Source organism: Streptomyces rectiverticillatus (genome assembly GCF_013394065.1).
Taxonomy (GTDB): domain Bacteria; phylum Actinomycetota; class Actinomycetes; order Streptomycetales; family Streptomycetaceae; genus Streptomyces; species Streptomyces rectiverticillatus.
Map to the genome: position 1 here is coordinate 340262 of NZ_CP040752.1, position 20091 is coordinate 360352.

General features: G+C 72.8%; 14 protein-coding genes and 2 pseudogenes. 8 read left to right on the forward strand and 8 right to left on the reverse strand.

Translation table 11 applies throughout. The features are described 5' to 3' along the window. Positions 1 to 46 precede the first annotated feature (46 nt). Together FGW37_RS01315 and FGW37_RS01320 are read right to left on the reverse strand one after the other, a co-directional pair. Positions 47 to 841, reverse strand: a complete 795-nt coding sequence (locus FGW37_RS01315) for a phytanoyl-CoA dioxygenase family protein (RefSeq protein ID WP_179079337.1) — start codon at positions 839 to 841, stop codon at positions 47 to 49. Between the two features lie 238 nt (positions 842 to 1079). Beyond that, positions 1080 to 3980 carry a helix-turn-helix transcriptional regulator gene (locus FGW37_RS01320; protein ID WP_179079338.1) on the reverse strand — a complete coding sequence of 967 codons (2901 nt, stop codon included), beginning with the start codon at positions 3978 to 3980 and terminating at the stop codon, positions 1080 to 1082. Between the two features lie 428 nt (positions 3981 to 4408). On the opposite strand from FGW37_RS01320, the gene FGW37_RS01325 reads away from it, so the two are divergent. Genes FGW37_RS01325 through FGW37_RS01335 form a run of 3 tightly spaced genes read left to right on the forward strand, consistent with a single transcriptional unit; the run spans position 4409 to position 7253 of the window. After that, complete coding sequence (locus FGW37_RS01325) at positions 4409 to 5629, forward strand: cytochrome P450 (RefSeq protein ID WP_179079339.1); 1221 nt, start codon at positions 4409 to 4411, stop codon at positions 5627 to 5629. Further along, a complete protein-coding gene (locus FGW37_RS01330) occupies positions 5626 to 6450 on the forward strand; it encodes an FkbM family methyltransferase (RefSeq protein WP_179079340.1) in 825 nt (274 codons plus the stop codon). The genes FGW37_RS01325 and FGW37_RS01330 overlap by 4 nt, the downstream gene beginning before the upstream one ends. Further along, on the forward strand, positions 6447 to 7253 hold the full coding sequence (locus FGW37_RS01335) for a thioesterase II family protein (RefSeq protein WP_179079341.1): 807 nt from the start codon (positions 6447 to 6449) through the stop codon (positions 7251 to 7253). The genes FGW37_RS01330 and FGW37_RS01335 overlap by 4 nt, the downstream gene beginning before the upstream one ends. Before the next feature lie 143 nt (positions 7254 to 7396). On the opposite strand, the gene FGW37_RS01340 is transcribed toward FGW37_RS01335, so the two are convergent. Together FGW37_RS01340 and FGW37_RS01345 are read right to left on the reverse strand one after the other, a co-directional pair. Continuing rightward, positions 7397 to 8671, reverse strand: a complete 1275-nt coding sequence (locus FGW37_RS01340) for a cytochrome P450 family protein (protein ID WP_179079342.1) — start codon at positions 8669 to 8671, stop codon at positions 7397 to 7399. A gap of 343 nt (positions 8672 to 9014) precedes the next feature. Next, a complete protein-coding gene (locus FGW37_RS01345; RefSeq protein WP_179079343.1) occupies positions 9015 to 9794 on the reverse strand; it encodes a DeoR/GlpR family DNA-binding transcription regulator in 780 nt (259 codons plus the stop codon). 286 nt (positions 9795 to 10080) lie between these two features. Between FGW37_RS01345 and FGW37_RS01350 the strand changes: the two genes are divergently transcribed. The 4 genes from FGW37_RS01350 to FGW37_RS01365 are packed head-to-tail and all read left to right on the forward strand — an operon-like array spanning position 10081 to position 14886. After that, a complete protein-coding gene (locus FGW37_RS01350; protein ID WP_179079344.1) occupies positions 10081 to 11658 on the forward strand; it encodes an FGGY-family carbohydrate kinase in 1578 nt (525 codons plus the stop codon). Then, on the forward strand, positions 11651 to 13180 hold the full coding sequence (locus FGW37_RS01355) for an FGGY-family carbohydrate kinase (protein ID WP_179079345.1): 1530 nt from the start codon (positions 11651 to 11653) through the stop codon (positions 13178 to 13180). The genes FGW37_RS01350 and FGW37_RS01355 overlap by 8 nt, the downstream gene beginning before the upstream one ends. After that, positions 13177 to 13803, forward strand: a complete 627-nt coding sequence (locus FGW37_RS01360; RefSeq protein ID WP_179079346.1) for a histidine phosphatase family protein — start codon at positions 13177 to 13179, stop codon at positions 13801 to 13803. Before FGW37_RS01355 ends, FGW37_RS01360 begins: the two co-directional genes overlap by 4 nt. A gap of 42 nt (positions 13804 to 13845) precedes the next feature. After that, positions 13846 to 14886 (forward strand): 2-hydroxyacid dehydrogenase, encoded by a 1041-nt coding sequence (locus FGW37_RS01365; RefSeq protein WP_179079347.1) that lies wholly within the window; start codon positions 13846 to 13848, stop codon positions 14884 to 14886. A 92-nt stretch (positions 14887 to 14978) separates the two neighbouring features. Here the strand turns inward: FGW37_RS01365 and FGW37_RS01370 are convergent, their stop codons facing one another. The 4 genes and pseudogenes from FGW37_RS01370 to FGW37_RS01385 form a co-directional block, all read right to left on the reverse strand. Then, the gene (locus tag FGW37_RS01370) at positions 14979 to 15458 is read right to left on the reverse strand and encodes a hypothetical protein (protein WP_179079348.1); all 480 of its coding nucleotides are present in this window, start codon (positions 15456 to 15458) and stop codon (positions 14979 to 14981) included. A gap of 17 nt (positions 15459 to 15475) precedes the next feature. After that, positions 15476 to 16813, reverse strand: a complete 1338-nt coding sequence (locus FGW37_RS01375; protein WP_179079349.1) for a NucA/NucB deoxyribonuclease domain-containing protein — start codon at positions 16811 to 16813, stop codon at positions 15476 to 15478. A 542-nt stretch (positions 16814 to 17355) separates the two neighbouring features. Next, positions 17356 to 18555 carry an alginate lyase family protein gene (locus tag FGW37_RS01380; protein ID WP_425506628.1) on the reverse strand — a complete coding sequence of 400 codons (1200 nt, stop codon included), beginning with the start codon at positions 18553 to 18555 and terminating at the stop codon, positions 17356 to 17358. Positions 18556 to 18787: 232 nt separating this feature from the next. Further along, positions 18788 to 19546: pseudogene (locus FGW37_RS01385) on the reverse strand (Rossmann-fold NAD(P)-binding domain-containing protein); the annotation flags it as partial. Positions 19547 to 19563: 17 nt separating this feature from the next. Between FGW37_RS01385 and FGW37_RS01390 the strand changes: the two are divergent. After that, positions 19564 to 20064, forward strand: a pseudogene (locus FGW37_RS01390) (TetR/AcrR family transcriptional regulator); the annotation flags it as partial. Between the last annotated feature and the right edge of the window lie 27 nt (positions 20065 to 20091).

The window sequence follows — 20091 nt, forward strand, 5'->3', positions numbered from 1 at the left end:
CCGGTAAGGGAAGGGGCTCCCGTAGGGGAAGGGTGTTCCGGCGGGGTCAGGCGTGCTTGAGCAGGCCCCGGTCGATCTCCAGGGCGGTGCGCGCGCGACCCACGAGGTACTCGGGGCGTGGCTCGCCGGCCGGGCGCGGGGCCTGCGGGACCGGGTTGTAGGTGAGGATCAGCAGACGGCGGGGGCGCGGTGAGACGTTGGTGTTGGAGCCGTGGACCATCTGCGGGCTGAAGAACAGGACGCTGCCCCGGCCGGCCTTGGGGGCGACCATCTCGTGCCACTCCACGACGTCGGAGAGCTCGCGGGGAGACAGGGCGTAGCGGTCCGGGTCGATGTGGCCCGTGCCGTCCCCGGCGGCTACGCGATCGCGCTCCAGGGTGCCCAGGGTGTGCGAGCCGCGCAGGAAGATGACCGGGCCGTTGAACTCCGTGCAGTCGTCCAGCAGCAGCGCGACGTTCACCTGTGACGGGGCGGGCATGCCGTCGGCGTCCCGCCACACGATGTAGTCCTGGTGCCAGGCCCATCGCTCTCCGGCGAACGACTGCTTGACGTTGACCTTCATCTGGTGGACGTACAGATCGTCACCGGCGATCTGCCGGGCCGGGCCGAGGAGGCGCTCGGTCCGGGCCAGCCGGCGGAACACGGGGTGGCGCAGGTGCGAGGCGTAGAGGGCGCGCAGCGTGCGGCCGTCGCTCTCGGTGACGACCTGGGGGCCTGGTGTCCGGGCGTCCTCCGTCAGCGCGTCGCAGAGCAGGTCCACCTCGTCGGCGGTGAACAGGTCCTCCTGCACCACGAAGCCGTCCCGCCGGTAGCGGTCGAGGTCGTCCTGGGTCAGGGCCATGGGGGGTCCCTCCGTATGCCGATGCGGGGACGGGTCTCGGTGGCGGGCGGCTGGTGACGGGGTGACAGGTGGCGGGGTGACAGGTGGCAGAGCAGCTGGTGGCGGAGTGGCTGGTCTGGTCGGCGGCTTCGGCGGCTTTCGGTGGGCGGGCCCGCACGGACAACAGAGATCGTCACGCCGCCCGCGACGCCGGCACAAGGGACGCGGACCCCAGGGCGATCCCCAGTGTTCCGCGTCCTCAACTCCCCTCTGGGGTCGGGGCGTCGAGTGCCTTGGGGAGGCTCTCCCGGGAGGTGACGCGCAGCTTCCGGTATGCCTGCGTGAGGTGCCATTCCACGGTCTTGACGGTCACGAACAGCGTCTGCGCGATGTCCCGGTTGCTCAGGCCCCGGGCGGCCAGGTCCGCCACCCGCCGTTCGGCGGGCGTCAGGGCGGAGGGGGACCTCTTGCGGCGGCCCGCTCCCCGGGCCGGGGCGTCGAGGGACCGCAGCTCCTCGAAGGCCCGGCGGTGCAGTGCGTACGCCTGGCAGTCACCGGCCAGTTCGGCGGCCAGATGGAGCTGCTCACGTGCCGCAGAGGGCTTGCCCGCCCGGCGCAGCACGCTGCCGTACGTGTAGAGGGTGTGGGCCCGTTCGAGGAGTGCCGACGAGCCGTCCAGCACGTCGACGGCCTCCTCCAGCAGCCGCAGGCCGCGGTCCGCGGCCACCGTCGGGGCGAGCGTCCGCAGGATGACGGCCAGGGGGCGGGCGGCTCCGAACGCGTAGGCCCGGGCGAGTTCCTCCTCGCCGAGTTCGCGCGCGTCCTTGACCCGTCCGCTGCCGTGGAGGGCTGTGATCACCGGGGCCCAGGCGCCGACCGGCCCCGTCGCCAGGCCGAGTTCCGCGTCGAGCCGTCGGCCTTTCACCAGGTCCGCCAGCCCTTCACCGGGGTGTCCGAGTTCGAGCCGCAGCCTCCCCCGGGCGCGCAGGAGGAAGAGGTGGGCGAAGGTGTCGCCCTCGACGTCGAGGAGTTCGCGAGCCGACAGCGCTGCACCCGCCGGTTCCAGGTCACCCCGTTCGATCAGCGCCTCGACCAGCGCGGCCGCCGCGACCGGCTGGACGACGCTCGGGCCGCCCTCCGACTCGCTCGCCTCCAGGGCGCCGGCGGCGAGCTCGGCGGCGGCGGACACCTGGCCGAGCTGCAACTCGACGTAGGCCTGGAGGCACTGGTCGAGATGGAAGAGGTTCACGCCCCGGCGCCGCGATTCCTCGCCCAGGGTCCGTGCGGCGCGGCGGGCTTCCGGCAGGCGGTCGCAGACCACCAGGGACCAGGTCGCGGTGAGTGCCGCGCCCCAGCCGGCGCCGTGCCCGGCCGCCGGCTCCGCCCGGCGCAGCGTGTCCGCGGCGAGGTCCGCGACCTGCATGGCGTTCGTTCCGTTCCGCAACAGGTCGAGGAGGGCGTCCCCGACGAATCCGTCGGTGCTCGGCCCGGTCGCCCGCTCCCGGATCCGGTCCAGGTGCCGCCGGATCCTGGTCAGGTGGACCCGGCGCAGATCACGGGCCCCCGGCGACAGCCTGGCGATGCAGGACAGCGCGTCGTCCAGGTGCGCGACGGCGTCCTCCTCCTCCAGTTCGACGATCGTGTCGGCCAGCACGGTGACGGCTTCCTCGAACCGGGAGCCCAGTGCGAGCGCCCAGGCCAGGTCCCGCGCGACGGCGCCCCGGGCGTCCGGGTCGGAGGTGTGCTCCAGTGCTTCCCGGAGGTGTACGGCGGCCTCCTCGTGGTCGACCGACAGTTCGGCGGCGCCGAGCCGGCTCAGGACCGCCGGCAGGTCGTGGCCGGCCGGCGGCTCGCGCAGGGCACGCCGCAGGTAGCGGACGGCGTCCGGCTCGCAGCGCCCGGTGGCCGCCGCGGCGGCGTCCAGGAGGCTTCGGACCGTCCGCCGGTCGCCCTGGGGCGGCGCTTTCAGCAGGTGCCCGGCGACCTGTTCCGGCGGCGCCCCGGCGGCGGCCAGGGCGCGTGCCGCGCGGGCGTGCAGCCGGCCGCGGGTGAGCAGCGGTGTGCTGTGCTGGACGGCCGTGCGGAGAAGCGGCTGGGCGAAGCGCAGCACCGGGCCGTCGATCAGGATCTCCGCGTCGATCAGCGCGGCGAGGGCCTTCTCGGCACCGGCCGGGCTGAGACGGGCGATGTCTTCCACGATCCGTGGTTCCGTCACGGATCCCAGCAGTGCGACCGTCTGGGCCAGTTCGAACGAGGGTTCCGGGAGGCTGCGCAGCTTGCGGACGGCCCATCGCACGAGGCTGCGGGGTACGTGCTCGGAGAGCCGGTCCAGGCCGGTTCCCGCAGGGCGCCCGGAACCGGCAGGGCTGCCGGACCCGGCAGGGCTGCCAGGTCCGGTGGCCGCCTCGTCGAGTACGGCCCTGACCAGCATCGGGTTGCCGTTGGTGGCCTCGAAGAGCGACTCGGCGAGCGTGGCGGGATCGGGTCCGCCGAGGGTCTCCGCGACGGCCTGTTCGAGGGCGCGCAGGCTGAGCGGCGCGGGCCGGAGCACGGTCGACTCGAAGGAGGTGACCACGGCGCCCAGCAGGTCGGCGGCCGGGCCGGGGCCGCAGGGCTCCACGGCGACGGCCAGCACGATGTGGCTTCCCCCGACGCGGGCGGCGAGGTAGCTGAGGAAGCGCAGCGACGGCAGATCGGCCCACTGCGCGTCGTCGACGACGATCACGAGGCGCCGGTCACCGGCGAGGTCGAGGAGGACGCGGTGCAGTTCGTGCAGCAGCGAGTGCCACCCCGCCGCGTGTGCCTCGTCCGGCACCTCGCCGTGCAGCAGGTGCGCGATGCGGGAGCCGTGCACCCCGGCGGGCGGGCCACCGGCCGGGGTGTCGTCGTCCGCCGATTCGACCAGTTGCGCAACCGCCCCCAGGGCGAACGACGCCTCGAATTCATTGCCCCTGGCGTGGAGGACCAGGAATTTCTTGTCGACCGCTTTGGTCTGCAGGAGGTGCAGCAGGCTGGACTTGCCGGTCCCCGCAGCGCCTTCGACCGCGAGAATCCCGCCGATTCCGTCACTCAGGTCGTCGAGCTTTCGCTCGATCTCGGATATTTCCGCCTGCCGTTCGAGAAGTCCGGCCCGCGGCCCGTCCGATGCGTTGATTATCACGGTTGGCGATTCCCCCAAATTGCCTGGCCGAGAAGGTTCACTCCTGGAAAACGATTGAGGTGCCCGACGGGACGGCGTGCATTTCTCACCCACGCTCAAAGCCTGCCATGTAAGGCTTTGTTCAAGTTGAAGTTGGATGACACGGTCGAAGATCGAACACTAGCCTAAGCGCTGCGACGCCGGTCTCCACAGCGGGCGGACGACCGAAGAACGACCGAATCGAGCCGACGCGCCGAGGCGCCGCGGTCCCGCCGAGGCGCCCGCACCGCCGCCCGGACCCCCGGCGGCGGCGATGCCGTACCCCCAGATTTTCCGGCCGGCGACCCCGGAATCGCAGGCCGTGCGCCCCGCGGAACGGTTCTGGGGTTCTGCCCACGGCGGGTCGCAGGCATGATCGGGAGGTCTCCCCCACCCTAGGAGCCGCAGGTATGCCACGCGCTCGACCGGTCACCGCGCCCTGCTCGCTGGAACTCTGCGACCCGGACCTCTACGCCCAGGGACGCCCCGAGGAACTCTGGCAGCGGATGCAGCAGTCCGGACCCGTGCACGAGGGCGAGTACGACGGCCGCCGGTTCCACGCCGTCCTGTCGCACGCCGGAATCTCCCAAGTCCTCAAGGATCCGCGGAACTTCACCTCCCAGCAGGGCATGCGGCTGGACCAGAACCCCGCCGCGACGGCGGCGGCCTCGGGCAAGATGCTGATCATCACCGATCCGCCCCGGCACGGCGAGATCCGGCGCATCGTCAACGGCGCCTTCACCCCGCGCATGGTGGCCCGGCTGGAGCACACCATGCGCGAGACGGTCACCGGCGTGCTGGACGAAGCGCTGGAGGCCGGCGAGTGCGACTTCACGCGGGTCGCGGCCAGGCTGCCGCTCTCGGTGATCTGCGACATGCTCGGAGTGCCCCCGCACGACCGGGACTTCATGCTCGACCGCACCATGGTGGCCTTCGGCTCGGGAGAGGGCACCGGCACCGACCCGCTCGCACCGGCCCGGGCACACGCCGACATCCTGTCGTACTACGCGGACCTGCTGGACCGCCGCCGATGCGAACCACGAGAGGACATCATCACCGCGCTGGCACACGGCACGGTCGACGGCGTCCCCCTCACCGACGAAGAGATCTTCCTGAACTGCGACGGGATCGTGTCGGGCGGCAACGAGACCACACGGCACGCCGGCGCCGGCGGTCTCCTGGCCCTGGTGCGGAATCCACAGCAGTGGGCGTCGCTGCGCGCGGACCCGGAGCTGCTGCCGGGCGCGGTGCAGGAGATCCTGCGATTCACCAGCCCTGCGATGCACGTGCTGCGGACCGCCACCGCCCGGGTCGAGCTCGCCGGCCACACGCTGGCCCCCGGCGACCAGGTGGCGCTGTGGCTGGCGGCGGGCAACCGCGACCCCGTCGTGTTCCCGGACCCCGACCGGTTCGACGTCACCCGGCGGCCCAACCCGCATCTCGCCTTCGCGGCCGGAGCCCACTACTGCCTCGGCGCAGCGCTCGCCACCCGGGAACTCACCGTGCTGTTCGAGGAGTTGCTGCGGCGGGTGCGCAGCGCCGAGCTGACCGGTCCGCCTCGGCGGACGCGCTCGATCCTGATCCGGGGTTACGAGGCACTGCCCGTACGACTCGTCGCCGAGGCGGCATGAGCGAGAAGCGGGCCGCACCCGCCGTACCTCTCGCACCACGGCAGGAGGTGCGCCTCCCGGACGGCCGGCGGGTGTCGTGCACCAGTCCCGCCGAGGCGCTGCTGATCTGGCGGGAGGCCACGGGCGACGGCCTGTACGGACTCGCCGCACGGCAGCTACGTCCCCACGACACGGTGCTCGACGTCGGCGCCAACGTCGGGCTGGTATCGATCGCGTTCGCGGACGTGCAGCACACGCTCCGGATCGTCGCTGCGGAACCGGTACCGGACGTCTTCGCGTGCCTCCAGGACAACCTCACCCGCCATGTCCCGGGCGCGACGCCGGTGCGGACGGCTGTGGGGACCGCGCCCGGCGTCCAGGACTTCACCTACTACCCGGCGGCGCCCGGCAACTCCGGCTTCTACGCCGACCGAGCCGCCGACGACGCCCTCACCAGGACGTTCCTGCGCCGCAGCGGACTCGACGAGGAGTCCGTCGAGATGATGACGGACGGGCTGCACGACGGCTGCACGATCGAGGTCCCGGTCACCACCGTCTCCGAACTCATGCGAGAGCACGGCCTCCGGTCCGTGGCCCTGCTCAAGGTGGACGTCGAACGCGCGGAACTCGACGTCCTGCGCGGTGTCGACGCCGCCGACTGGCCGCGCATCGGCGCCGTCGTAGCGGAGGTCCACGACGAGAGCGGCCGGCTCGCGCAACTGTGCGAGCTGCTGGAGGACGTGGGCCTCGCGCCGCAGGTACGGCAGGACCCCGGCCTGCGCGACACCGAGATGTACGAGGTCTACGCCCGCCGGTCCGGCCGCGCGGAGCCGGGCCGATGAGCGTCGAGCGGGCGGAGCTCGTCACGCTGGGCGGGGATCGGGGCCGGACGGACGGGACGGACGGGATGCGCCGGATGGGCCGGATGGGCCGCCCGGACCGGACGCTGATCTGCGTGCCTCACGCGGGCGGCAGCGCCGCGGCCTTCCACGCCTGGCACCGGGTATTCGGCCCGCGCGGAACAGCGGTGCTGGCCGTGCACTGGGAACGCCGGGACGGGTCGGAGCACCGCTCCAGCATCGAGGCCCGCGCCGCCTCCCTCGCGGCCGCGGCGAGGGAACTGCAGGGGCCCTGGATACTGCTGGGCCACAGCCTCGGCGCGCTGATCGTCGCGGAGGCGGTACGGCAACTGGAGAGCTCCCCCGGCCCGCTCCCGGAACGCGCGGTGCTGTGCGCGAGCACGCCTCCCGGCACGCCGCGGACCTTCCCGCCCGATGTGCTGCAGGCGTCCGACGCGCGCATGGCCGCCTACGTCCGGCGGCTCGGGGGCACGGACGAACGCATCCTGACCGACGCCGAGTTCGGCCCCCGCCTCCTGGCCGCGCTCCGCGCCGACCTGGACCTGATCGAGCGCTACGCACCGGACTTCACGCGCCCACTGGCGACGCCGGTCTCGGTGTACGGCGCCACGGCGGACCGCGACGTCCCGGTCCAGTCCCTCGAAGGGTGGCGGCGGTGGGCCCCGGAAGCCCGGGTGCGCGTCTTCGACGGCGGCCACTTCTTCCCGCACGAGGACCCGGCCGCGATCTGCCGGGCCGTCACGGCGGACTGCGCGCCGGGCGAACCTGACCGCTCCCTGCGCTGACCGCTCCCTGCGCTGATCGGCACCGCTCGCCCGGGGCCGGTCCTACGGCCCGGGCGAGCGGTGCGTGGAACCCACCGGCAGTCACGTGGTCAGGCGGTCAGGCGGTCAGGCGGTCAGGCAGCCAGCCAGACGGTCAGGCGGAGTCACGCCACCGGGCCCCAGTCCAGCCGCAGCGGCAGCCGTTCGAGCTTCCGCATCCCGGACACGGGCTGCCAGTTCAGCTCCTCGGGGCGCACGGCCAGGGACAGGCCGGGCCAGCGGGCGAACAGCCGGTTCAGTGCGATCTCGGCCTCGTGGCGCGCCAGCGCGGCGCCGAGGCAGTAGTGCGGTCCGGCGCCGAACGAGACGTGCGCCTCCCCGCGGTTCTCGTGCTGCCGGGTGACGTCCAGCCGGTCGGCCTCCGCGAACTCGCGCGGGTCCTGGTTGGCGCCGCTCAGCGCGGCCATCACCGCGTCCCCGGCCTGGAAGGCCGCCCAGCCGAGGTCGGCGTCCTGCGTGACGTACCGCATCCGCGACACCAGGACGGGTCCGCACCAGCGCAGCAGTTCCTGCACCGCCTGAGGCATCAGCTCCGGTTCGGCGCGGATCAGGGCCAGCTGGTCGGGGTGGGTGAGCAGCGCCCAGACGCTGTTGGCGATGAAGTTGGCCGTGGTGTCGTGGCCGGCTATGACGAGGCTGAGCACCATCGTGACCAGCTCCCGGTCGGTGAGACGGTCGCCGTCCCGCGCCCGGATCAGTTCGCTGATCAGGTCGTCCGCCGGCCGGGACCGGCGGCGGTCGACCAGTGCGTGCGTGTACTCCACCAGGGGGCCGATCGTCTCGTCCAAATGCTCCTGGTCGAACGAGAGCGCGTGGGTCCAGCGCAGCCACGCGGGGCGGTCGGCGCTCGGCACCCCGACGAGTTCGCAGATCACCGTGATCGGCAGGGGGTAGGCGAACAGGCTCAGGAAGTCGGCGACGCCGTCCTCGGCGTGGGCCGCCATCGCGTCCAGGAGCTCGTCCGTGAGCCGCTCGATGCGCGGGCGCAGGGCGAGCATGCGGCGCGCGGTGAATGCGGGCGACACCAGACGGCGCAACCTGCTGTGGCTCTCCCCGTCGCTGTCGAGGAGGGTGTCCGCGAGGTACGGGATGAGGTCCTCGGCGAGCCCGAGTTTCCGCATCGCGTTGACCTGCATACGCGGCGCGCTGCCGCCGGGGACCGAGGCCGGGTCGTTGGCGAACCGCGGATCGGTGAGCACCGACCGCACACCCTCGTGACGTCCGACGACCCACATCAACGACCCGTCCAGCGAGCGCATGGGGCAGGCCGCCGCTTGCTCCCGCAGATGCGCGTAACCGGCGTGCGGGTCGGTGAGAATATTCGGCGGCGCAACCGGGTCGGCGGGATCACGCTGCTTGCTTCCGGGCTGACCACTCATCTCTGCCCTCCGTCTGCTCGTGGCGGCATACTCAGGGATTGGTGACTGGCCCGCGGAGACCGTTTCCACTCGTTCGGCAGAAACACTGAAACGCGGAAAGGCGCATTCACAAAAGACTGCGAGTCCAAGGAAGTTCCGCGCGCGGGCATAAGACGAGGGCGCTCCATGTCAGGACACGAATGCAGCCCCAGGCCCCCTCCAAAGGGACTCTACCCCCGGATCGACGGCGAGTTGAAGACTTCGATGCGTCCGGGGCGGGCAGGCGCAGGCAGCAGGGGCCTTGAGCCCGCTCCGGCACGTGAAGTGTGCGTGAAGTTCACACGGGTCACACACCTCGGCGGCGTCACCGACCGGGGACGACGCGGACCTCGACGCCCTGCTCGCGCAGCCGCCGCACCTCGGAGACGGGGGCGGCGTCGTCCACCAGGACCAGGTCGAAGTCGGTGAGGGGGGCCAGGGCGTACAGGCCCTGGTTGGCGAACTTGGTGTGGTCGACGAGCAGCACGCGCCGGGTCGCGGACGCCATCATCGCCTGCTTGACCTGCACTGTTTCCGGCGACATGTGGTAGCAGCGGCCACCGGTGACGGCGGTCGTCGACATGAACAGCACGTCGGCGCGGTACGCCTGCGTGCTCTGCGCGGCGTGCAGGCCCATGAAGGCGTCGTAGGCCGGGAAGTAGGTGCCGCCGAGCGCAATCAGTGAGATCCCCGGTTCCCCGGCCAGCGCGGAGACGACCGGCAGCGCGTTGGTGATGACGGTCAGCGGTGTGCGTCCGGCCACGTGCCCGGTCAGGCCCAGGCACGTCGTGGAGTCGTCGATCATCACGACCCGGCCCGGTGCCAGGAGGTCGGCCGCGGCACGCGCCAGCCGCTGCTTGGTCCGTGTCATCGACGTCATGCGTTCGCCGACGCTGCCGTGGAACTGCGCCGACGGCAGGCAGCTCGCGCCGCCGCGCACCTTGCGCAGCCACCCCTGGGCCTGCAGTGCGTCGAGATCGCGGTGCACGGTCATCACGCTGACGCCGAACTCCTCGGCCAGCGCGGACGTCCGCACGAACCCTTTGGCCGTCACCAGGTCGCGCAGCTGCCGGCGCCGTTCCTCCTGACCGTCCCCGCGCGTCACGCCGCCGCTCCTCCTCCCGGTGCACCACCCCCGCACCGGGGAGTCACGTCACCGCCACCGCCACTGTCACCGTCATGTGAATCTCACATGAACCTAACACGGTGTGATGTCGCCCGGCCCCGCCCGTAACGGTCCCGGGAAGGACCTCACATCGCGCGCGTCCCGCGGCGCGGGAAATGGATCGCGGCTGATTGACGCCCTGCCCGGCGGCAGGTTTCGCTACGTCCGCGAACCGGCCGTCGTCCCTGGTGACGCGGCCACTGCGAAGAGGCAGGTACTCGAAGTCATGTCGGTTCTCACCATCGACGTCGGCACGTCGGTGATCAAGTCGGTCGTCTTCGACGACCAGGGGCGGGAGATCGCGGTCTCACGCATCGCCACCGAGGTGCTGCGTCCTCGCCCCGGCTGGGCGGAGCAGGACATGGACGCGGTGTGGGACGGCGTGGTCCGCACCGTGCGCGGCGCCTTGTCCCGGCTCGGCCCGGACGCCGGCTCCGTGCGGCTCGTGAGCCTCACCGCGCAGGGCGACGGCTGCTGGCTGGTCGACGGCCGGGGCCGCCCCACCGGGCCCGCAGTCCTGTGGTCCGACGGCCGCGCCGGCGACCTGCTGCGGCGCTGGGAGGCCGAGGGCGTCCTGGAGGAGGCGTACCGGCGCAACGGCTCCCTCACGTGCGGCGGCATGCCCAACGCGGTGATCAGCTGGCTCGCGGAGCACGACCCGGGGCGGCTGGAGCGCTCCGTGACGGCCCTGACGGCGGCCGGCTGGCTGTTCCTCAAGCTCACCGGCGTCGCCGCGATCGACGAGTCCGACGCGTCCGCGCCCTTCCTCGACCACGCCACCGGTGACTACGACCCGCGGATCCTGGAGCTGTTCGGCCTCGCCCGGGCCCGCCGCCTCCTGCCCCGCGTCCTCGGCGAGGACGAGCGCATCGCAGAAATCACCACGCGCACCGCCGGCGAACTGGGCCTACCCGCCGGGCTGCCCGTGGTCATGGCCCCCTACGACATCGCCGCGACCGCCCGTGGCGCCGGCGTGGTCGACCCCGGCCAGGCCTGCGGCATCCTCGGCACCACCTTGTGCACCGAGGTCGTCACCCGGCACCTCGACACCACGGGTGAGCCCTGCGGGATCAACATCGCCTACGGGGGCCGCGAGCGCGTCCTGCGCGCGTTCCCCACCTTGTCGGGCACGGAGGTCCTGGACTGGGCGGCCCGGACCCTCGGCGTCGAGGGGCCCGCGGCCCTGGGGGAGCTGGCGTTCGGCACCGGAGGGGGACTGGGACCGGGTCAGGGTCCGGGTCCGGGCGCCGGGGGGCTCACTTTCCTGCCGTACCTCTCCCCCGCCGGGGAACGCGCCCCCTTCCTCGACCCGCGCGCCCGCGGCACCTTCTGGGGCCTGTCGCTGGAGCACACCCCCGCCCACCTGGCCCGCGCCGTCTTCGAGGGCCTGTCCCTCGTGGTGCGCGACTGCCTGTGCGCCTCCCGCACCGAGGTCCGCGAACTGCGCCTGTGCGGCGGCGGATCGGCCAGCGACGCCTGGTGCCGGCTGATCGCCGACGTCACCGGGGTGCCCACGGCCCGCAGCACCGACACCGAACTCGGCGCCAAGGGCGCGTTCCTGACCGGCCTGGTGCTCACCGGAGCGGAGCCGAGCATGCGCGACGCGGCGGCGAAGTACGTCCGGATGCACGCCGGCTGGGAGCCCGACCCGGAACGGAGCGCCTTCTACGACGAGCTCTACTCCTCGTTCCTCACTTGGCGCGACGCCGCCCGCTCGCTCGGCTGGTCGTCCGCCGCCGCTCCCGCGCACGCGCCGGCCCCGATGCCGGTACCCGCACCCAGAGGAGATGCCGCCCATGCCTGATCACCAGCATCCGCAGCACGCCCCCTCCGCCGTCCCGTCCCCCCTCGTCGACCCCGGCGCCGTCCACCTCGGCCTCGACCTCGGCACCCAGAGCGCCCGGGCCGTCGCCGTGGACGGCACCGGCCGGACGATCGGCGCCGCCTCCCGGCCGCTGACCAGCAGGCGCGAGGACGTACGCCACGAGCAGGACCCCGAGCAGTGGTGGGCGGCCCTCGCCGGGGCCTGCCGCGAGGCCCTCGCCGGCATCGCCCCCGAACGGGTGCGCGGCCTGGCCGTCGACGCCACCTCCGGCACCATCCTGCTGGCCGACAGCCGAGGCACGCCGCTCACCCCCGGCCTGATGTACGACGACGGGCGCGCCCACGCCTGCACCGAGCGCGTCAACACCACCGGCGCCGCGGTGTGGGAAAGGTCCGGCTACCGCTCCATGCAGCCGTCCTGGGCGCTGCCGAAGCTCCTGTGGCTGCTGGACCGGGGGCCGCTGCCCACCGGGGCCCGGCTGCTGCACCAGGCGGACCTGATCACCTGGCGGCTGACCGGACGTCAGACCGCGGCAGACGCCGGCCACGCCCTGAAGACCGGCTACGACCTCGTCGAGGAACGCTGGCCGGAGGCGGAACTGTCCGCGCTGGGCGTCCCGCACCGGCTGCTGCCCGAGGTCGTACGCCCCGGCACCGTCCTCGGCACCGTGTGCGCCGACGCGGCGCGCGCCACCGGCATCCCCGCCGGCACCCCGGTCGTCGCGGGGATGACGGACGGCTGCGCCGCGCAGATCGGCGCGGGGGCGCTCGCAGCGGGCGCCTGGAACTCCGTCCTGGGCACCACGCTCGTCGTCAAGGGCGTGAGCACCCGCCTGGTGCGGGACCCGGCGGGCGTCGTCTACTGCCACCGGGGCCCGGGCGGCACGTGGCTGCCCGGCGGGGCGTCCGGCAGCGGCGCCGGGGTGATCGCCCGGCACTTCCCCGGGGCCGACCTCGACGCCCTCACCCGGCAAGCCGCCGCCTCCGGTTCGACGGCCGTGGCCTACCCGCTGACCGGCGCCGGCGGGGAACGCTTCCCCTTCCGCGCCCCGGAAGCGAGCCCCTTCGTCCTCGGCCGGCCCGCCGGCGAAGCCGAGCACTTCCACGCCTGCCTCCTCGGCGTGGCCTGCGTCGAACGGCTCTGCTACGACTATCTGGACCACCTCGGCGCCCCAGTCGACGGCCCCGTCACCCTCACCGGCGGCGGCGCCCGCAACCCCTACTGGTCGCAGCTGCGCGCCGACCTCCTGGGCCGCACCGTCCGGCTGCCCGAGCGATCCGGGAGCGCCACCGGCATGGCGGTACTCGCCGCGACCGCCTCGGGCGCCACGCTGGAGGACGCGGCGGCCGCCATGGTCCGGGTGCGCACCGAGCTGCGCCACGACCCGGCGCGCACCGCCCGCCTCCTTCCCCGCTACCTCGACTTCGTCGACGAACTGACCCGACGCGGCTGGCTGGAGCCGGCCGTGGCGGCGCACGCCCGCAGAAAGGCCGAGCAGTGACCGACTTCCTCCTCGTACGCCACGGCGAGACCGAGTGGCACGCCGAGAACCGCTACGCGGGCCGCAGCGACGTGGCCCTCACCGAACGCGGACACCGACAGGGCGAGGCGCTCGGCGCCTGGGCGGCCGGGCAGGAGCTGGACGCCGTGATGTGCTCGCCGCTGTCCCGGGCCCGGCTCACCGCCCGGCCTGCGGCGGCCGCGCTGGAGCTGCCCCTGCACGTCGACGAGCGGCTGACCGAGGTCGGCTTCGGGCGGGGCGAGGGGCTCACGCGTGCGGAGATGGCCGAGGCGTTCCCCGGGGAGCTGGCCGCCTTCCTCGACGACCCGGTGGCCCATCATCTGCCCGGCGGCGAGGATCCGGCGGCAGCAGCCGCCCGGGCCGTCGCCTGCCTGACGGAAACCGCGCGCGACCTCCCCGGCGGCCGCGTCCTCGTCGTGGCGCACTCCACCCTGCTGCGTCTCGCCCTGTGCGCGCTGCTCGGCATCCCCCTCTCCCGCTACCGCGTCGTCTTCCCGGCCCTGGAGAACGGAGCCCTGACCGAGCTGCGGCTGCGCGAGGGGCGGGCGTCCCTGCTGCGTCTCAACGCACCGGTCACCGCCGGCGCCCCCACCCGTGCCTGACCCTTCGTCCGCCCCCTGTCCGATCCCCTCTGGAGCACCACCGTGACCACCACCGTCCTTGCCGCGGGCGACCACTTCGTCCTCCCCCGCCTGCTGACCGAGGAACTCCGCGCCGCCGCGCCCGAGACCCCGCTCGACGTCCGCGAGCTGACCCTGCCCTGGCCGCACGCCCCGTTCGGACCGGTCGCCGAGGTCGACGAGGCATCGGGTACGGAGGACGCGCTGATCGAGGCGCTGCGCGGGGCGCGGGTGTGCGTCACCCAGCTGGCGCCGCTGACGGAACGGGTTCTGCGGGCCTGCCCCGATCTGGAGCTGTTCTGCATAAGCCGGGGCGGCCCGGTCAACGCCAACCTGGCCGCCGCCACCCGCCACGGCGTCGCCGTCAGCTACGCGCCCGGCCGCAACGCCACCGCCACCGCCGAGCACACCCTCGCCCTGCTGCTCGCCGCAGCCCGGGGCCTCGGCGACGTCCACACCGACCTCAAGCGGGGCACGTGGCGCGGCGACTACTACGACTACGACGCCTGCGGCATCGAGATAGAGGGCTGCGTCGTCGGGCTGGTCGGCTTCGGAGCGATCGGCTCCCGCGTGGCCCGCGTGCTGGTCGCCATGGGCGCGCGCGTCCTCGTGCACGACCCGTACGTGCCGGCGGAAGCACTCGCCGGCCTGGCCGAGCAGGTCACCCTGGAGGAGCTGCTGCGCCGCTCCCGCATCGTCTCCCTGCACGCGCGCGTGACGGACGAGACCCGGGGCATGATCGGCCGCGCGCAGCTCGCGGCGATGCCGCGCGGCTCCGTCCTCGTCAACTGCGCGCGTGGCGCCCTGATCGACTACGACGCCGTCTGCGACGCCCTGGACTCCGGTCACCTGGCCGGCGCCGGGTTCGACGTCTTCCCCGCCGAACCGGTGCCGGCCGGCGCCCGGCTGCTGTCCACTCCGGGCGTGGTGCTCACCCCGCACATCGCGGGCGGCAGCCGGCAGGTCGCCCACAAGGCAGCCCGGATCGTCGCCGCGGAAGTCTCCCGCTTCCTCGACGGCAAGCCCCTGGCCCACTGCGCCAACCCGGAGGTACTGGCGGCCTGACACGGGGCCCGGCGGCGGCCACGTCATCCGGTGCGCGGCGGCCCGCCCCGGCCGCTGCGCCCGGGGCGGGCCGCCTTGCCCGGGGCCGCGGCTCAGCGCGGCCAGAGCTGGATCAGCCACTCCTCCGTGCCGTGGAAGAACATCTCGCCGGCCGCGTGCCGCTCCCGTGCCGCGACGCGGCCCAGGCTCGCCGCGCGCAGCCGGTAGACGCCCGGACCGCCGAGGTCGACCGGCTCGCCCGACGGATAGCCGTCCCACTCGTTGAGCTGCACCTTCCCGTGCCGGGACAGCTCGAACTCCACCGTGTCCAGGGTGTCCCAGCTGCCCCGCGGCGCCGGCGGTTCACCGGACCAGCTCTCCAGCCGCACATGCGGGTGGAAGTCGGTGGTGGCGCACCGGAAGAGCACGCCGCCCGGCCCGGCGAGCACCGTCCAGCGTCCGGGGGCGGTGCTGACGGCCGCCTGCGGATCGGCGCCGTCCTCCAGGCCGCGCAGGAAGAAGGTGAAGTACGAGACGCAGGGCTCGGCGGTCCGCGCGCCGAGGAGTTCGGCGGGCGGGGGTGTGGCCGTCACCGGCTCACCTCCAGCGGTCAGCTGCGGATGTGGACGTAGAACGCGTCGGAGTCGAGAATACGGTCGAGTTTGTAGAACTCGGCGATCCGTTCCCCGCCCTTCCTGTTGTCCTCCGCCGGAATGGCCTTGGCCGCGTAGTCCTGATGGGCCGGCTGGGCGCCCGCGCTCTGGTACGTCGACGCGAAGGGGTACTCGTCGCACTGCAGGCCGCGGGAGGCGTACCCCGGCCAGTAACGCTCACAGGTGGCACGGACCCGGTCGCCGCTGCGCTTCTGCATGGCCTTGTCGTAGTAGTTGCGGGTCAGCGCCTGACCGCTGGACGGAGCTCCGGGCACCTCCTTCGCCCGGTACACCGGCTTGGTGCGCTCCGGCCGGAACTGCGCGTCACGGATGTTGCGCGCGGTCTGCCGCACCTCGCGGTCCCGGATGCCGATGCTGCTCATCACCGGGACGACGACGTCGAAGACGCACGCGCTGCTCCGCCCCGGTATGTAGGACGCCGAGTCGCAGCGGAAGCCACCGCGGCCGGTGGTCACGGACTTGTGCCGCCCGCCCTGGATGCCGGTGAAGCGCTGGGTGATGTTGTAGTACGCCCGCTTGTCCGGGCCGTCGCCCGCGTGCGCCGAGTTGAACCAGTGGTACGAGCCGGTGCTGTCGCGCATCCACTCGGTGAGGGTGTCGGTACGCCCGTTGCCCGGCTCGGAGGTGCAGCGGGGCGAGCCGCTGAGGTTCGCGCAGGCGATGCTGTGGCGGAGCTTCAGCCCGGAGACGTCGCCCTTGACGTCGATCTCGTCGAGGAGCGTGCCGTAGTAGATCCGGCGCTGCCCTTCGTAGCCCTCGCCGATGGTGGTGGCGCGGAACTTGAAGGAGCCGATCGGGTAACACCCGATCAGCCAGCGGCACTTCTGCTTGTACAGGGTCTGGGTGGTGCCCTGGCAGTGGAAGAAGTGGTCGATGGTCCAGCCGTAGGTCCGGTACGTCTTCTTGTTCTCCATGCAGACGTTGATGTTGGGGTCGGTGCGCCGGAGTGCGGGGGCCTCGGAGCGCCCGTCGGGGCCTTTGCGCTCGGCGAGGGAGCTCGGCGTCTTTCCTTCCTTCTTTAGTGTTTGCAGGGTGCGGGAAGCGGTCATGCGCTCCTCTATGTCCTGCGCGCTCTCCTTCGGCAGGCCCTGGTGGGCCCGGCGGTCGTCGAGGCCGAACGACGGTGTTTCCCCGGGGTCCGGGGCCGGTTGCTCGGTCACGATGGTGAAGTCCGTGGTGTCCGGCGGGGGCGCGGCGGTCGCCGCTCCGGCCGGTACGGTCAGCAGCACACTGAGGCCCAGGGCGCTGATGACGGTGACGAGTGGTCGCCTCACGAGACGGTGTCCTCCTTGCGGTGCGGCACCGCCGGAGGGGCCCGGAAGCGTACGACGACCCGCGACCCCCGCCGCGTCGATGCCATGTGCATGACACGCCAAACGTAGACCGTATGCCGCCAACTCGCGTGCACAACACGCCGGTTGGACGGAACTCAACAGGTATCGGCAGGCCGGCGCATCGCGCTCACGGGCAGCGAAGGCCAGTCCAGTGGCCCCCACCTCCACCTGCGGGTTCGGCTGGGCACGTCCACCGACATCCGCGGTATCGACCCCGGGAGTCGGGCCGCGCGGTGTCGGCGCGGTCGGCCGACGGGCGGCTGGAGGTCTTCGCCTCCACTCCCCCCGTCACCTGACCCGGCACCCGCGGCCTGAACCCACCGTCGCCGGGCTCGCCAGGACCACGGCCGCGGTCAGCACCCGCCGCCGTGGTCCGGGGCCGACCGCCCAGGTCGCCACCGGCGCCCCGACGGCGGCGGTATGCGCATTCACCGACGGTAACGCGCGAGCACACGTGCACGCATCGCGTGTGCACTGCCCGCTCAGCGGTTCTTCGCGTGGGTCAGGGCTTCCCAGGCGACGAAAAGGTCGTCCGTTCCCACCTTCCGCAGTCGCTGGGCGGCCCGCTCGGCCTGAGGCATCGGGATGTGCCGCCGGGTGCGGAAGTGGTTGAGAGCCACCTCGGTGTCCGGCCCCATGGCGCGGTCCAGATGCCCGCCGCACAGCCAGTGCGGCGCATGGGCGCCCAATTGGTACCGGGCGTGGAGGGTGAGCGCTGCCCGCATCCGTTTGCCGACCTCGCCGTAGAGGTCGAGGCCCTGGTGCCAGGCGGTCTCCGCGATGTGGGCGGTGGCGGCGAGGGAGTAGCCGATGTGGGTGAAGTTCCGGCAGGTCTCCTGGCCGAGGCCGTTGACGAACCTGCGCTGCCCGAACCAGTACTCCCTGGTCCCGTCGGGGGTTCTGATGTGGCCGCCCGGCGGGCGCTTGGGCAGGGGGCCGTCGGACCTGAGGTAGAAGTAGGCCGGGACACGGGCACGGAACCTGCGCACGGCCCTGTTGAATCCGCGCCGGTCGTCGAGGAACACCGAGATCCCCATGGCGGCGTCGGTCATGACCAGGTCCCAGTTCCCGTTGTAGTCCGGTACGGGGGCCGTCACCTCGCGGAGGTAGACCGTGCGGAGCATGCCGGCGAACCGCCGCACCCGGTGGCGCGGCCAACCGCCGTGGGTGTGCCGCATGATCTCCGCAGCCCGCGCCCAGGAGCTGCCGGCCCATGCCGCCTGCAACCCGGCATTGCCTTCGGTGTGGTCCCTGACCACGGCGGACCAGGCGTCCATGATCTGCACGGCCTTGCGGGCGTGCGCACGGTTCCGGGTGACGTACCACAGGAGCGCGTGCGTGTACGCGGCGATCGCGTCTTCCCGTTCCTCGACGCACCCGTATCCGGGCCGGTCGTCCGGCGGGCACTCCACGACCCGCTCGGGCCTCGCGGTGTAGTGGAGCGACCCGTACCGGCTGTGGCGCATGGCGGCGAACGACGACCGCCACTGACCGCCGGCCTTGACTCGTTTGCGGAGGCGGTTGAGCTGGCCCTTACTCACCAGCACCCCCGGATGCTTGAATCCGCGCGCGTGCGCGGATGGCCGTACCACCGGCTCCGCCGTACCGGCGGCTTCCGCCAGTGGGACCGGCGACGTCAAGGTAGTGAGCAGGGCGACCGTCAGAGCCGTAGGGCGAAGCAACCGTCTGATGCCGTTGCTGCGTAGTCCGGACACAACACACCTCCAATTCGATGCTGTAAGCCTCACTCCCCCCTCCGCGGGCGACGCGTGCCGCCCACGCGTCGACGGCCTGTCCACGTTCCAGGTAGGCGACATTCCAAAACCGATAAACCATGACAATCTGATTGATCTTCAGAGTAGCGTTGCGATCGCCATTTCAGCGTCAAGCTGTCGGATCGTCAGGGAAAAATGTTTACGTATCGGCAAAATGGCCGAGGGGCCACCTGGGCCGCCGCGGCGGTGGCGGGCGGCGGCCTGCGTAGGCGTCGTCCGTGGTACGGTCCTCGGCCCCCTCGGCGATGGCGCGGTCCATGCCGGCCGGCATCGTGGCGAACTCCTGCGGCATCAGTACGGCGAGCCGGTCGCGCATGTCGTCGTAGGCCAGGTGGTGGTGGGCCACGGGGCGGCCGGTGACCTGGGTGACGATCCTGGCGATGCCGTCATGGCTGAGTGTCTCCGGTCCGGTCAGGACCAGGTCGGCATTGGGGGCGCGGTCGTCGGTCAGGGCATGTACGGCGACGGCGGCGATGTCGTCGGCGTCGACGAAGCCGACCCGGCCGGTCCCGGCCGCGGTCAGGATGACGCCTTGCTCGCGGATGCTGTCGGCGTGGGCGTGCGTGCCGGTGAAGTTCTGCATGAACCAGGACGGCCGCAGCACCGCCCACTGGCCGAACAGGCCGGGCAGGGCCTGGTGCACCGCCCCTGCCGCCGGGCCTCCCGCGGGGACGGCCGAGGAACTGAGGAGTACGGCGCGGTGCACGCCGACGGCCCGGGCCCGGTGGAGGAAGGGCAGCATGACCGCGGCCGGGTCGGGGTCGCCGACGGGCGGGACGAGATAGACGCGGTCGGCTCCATCGAGTGCGGCCTCGAAGGTGGCGGGGTCGTACCAGTCGAAGCGGACCGGTTCCGCGCCCGGGAGCGGGGTGGCCCGGCGGCCGGCGGCCCGCCGGTGAGGTCGTTGCGGGCTTCCAGAGCCCCGATGAAGTGACCATGGCCGACATCGCGGCAGCGGCCGGCGTCGGCAAGGGAACGCTCTTCCGCGCCTTCGGCGACCGCACCGGGCTGATCCGCGCGCTGTACGAGGCACGACTCGAGCCCATCAGGAACGCCATCGAAGAGGGCCCGCCACCGCTGGGTCCCGCCACCCCGCCGCTGCAGCGCGTGCCGGCCCTGCTCGATGCCGTCCTGTGCTTCAAGCTCGACAACCGCCACCTCGCGCAGGCCCTGGAAGGAACCGGCACGGACAGCCCCTACCGCACGGAACACTACGAGCGCCGGCACCTTCTGCTCCGCGACCTCCTGCAGCGCATCCCGGGACCGGGCGACAGCGACTTCACCGCCCACGCCCTGCTCGCCGCCACCCGGGCCGACCTCGTCGCATACCTCGCCGACGAGAAGGAGATGCCGCGCGAGGAACTACGGGACCGGCTGGCGAAGTTCACCGCCGGAGTCCTCGGCAGCATCACGTGACACGGCCGCCCTCGCATTGACGGACCG